Origin of the sequence: Cellulomonas humilata (genome assembly GCF_013359775.1) — a bacterium.
Classification (GTDB): Bacteria; Actinomycetota; Actinomycetes; order Actinomycetales; family Cellulomonadaceae; genus Cellulomonas; species Cellulomonas humilata.
The window spans coordinates 1-589 of the sequence record NZ_JABMCI010000064.1 but is presented as its reverse complement, the minus strand read 5'-3'; the positions used below and the strand labels follow the sequence as shown (position 1 = coordinate 589).

Genomic DNA, 589 nt, shown 5'->3' with positions numbered 1-589 from the left:
GCAGGATCCGGGTGCGTTGGAGGCCGAGCATGAGGTGCAGCGTCGGGAGCGGTTCTTCTCGTTGTCGGCTCAGCCGGGTGGGGTGTTCTTGAAGGGTCGCCTGGACCGGGTCGCCGGGGAAACCCTGCGGGTCGCGTTGGACGCGATGGGCCAGTACGGCGACGAGACCCGCTCCCCGGGGCAGGCCGCGGCGGACGCGTTGGCGATGCTGGCCGAAGGCGCGTGCGCCGGGGCGCGGCCCACGGCCGCGAGCGGCGGCGGCTCAGTGCGTCCGGCATCGGGCGAGACCGGTCCGGGCGCCGGAGCGTCCGACGCTGGCGTCACCTCCGGGACCGTGAGCCGCCCGCACGTGTCCCTGCTGGTCCCGGCCGAGACGGTCGCGGAGCTGCTCGCCCACCAACGGGCCGGGGCGGACGTGGCCTGCGCCCCGGTCGTCCTGCCCTGGGGGACCGTGGCACCGGCGACCCTGGAGGACGGCACCCCGGTGCCCATGACGGAACTCGCCCGGGCGCTGTGCGAGGCGGACATCACCCGGATCGTCATGTCCGCCGAGAGCCTCCCGCTGGACGTCGGCCGCACCAAGCGGTTG

Annotated in this window: 1 pseudogene; it reads left to right on the top strand. The window is 75.2% G+C overall.

From position 1 onward, the window contains the following. Window positions 1-16: 16 nt before the first annotated feature. A pseudogene (locus HP550_RS11130) lies at window positions 17-589 on the top strand (DUF222 domain-containing protein); the annotation flags it as partial.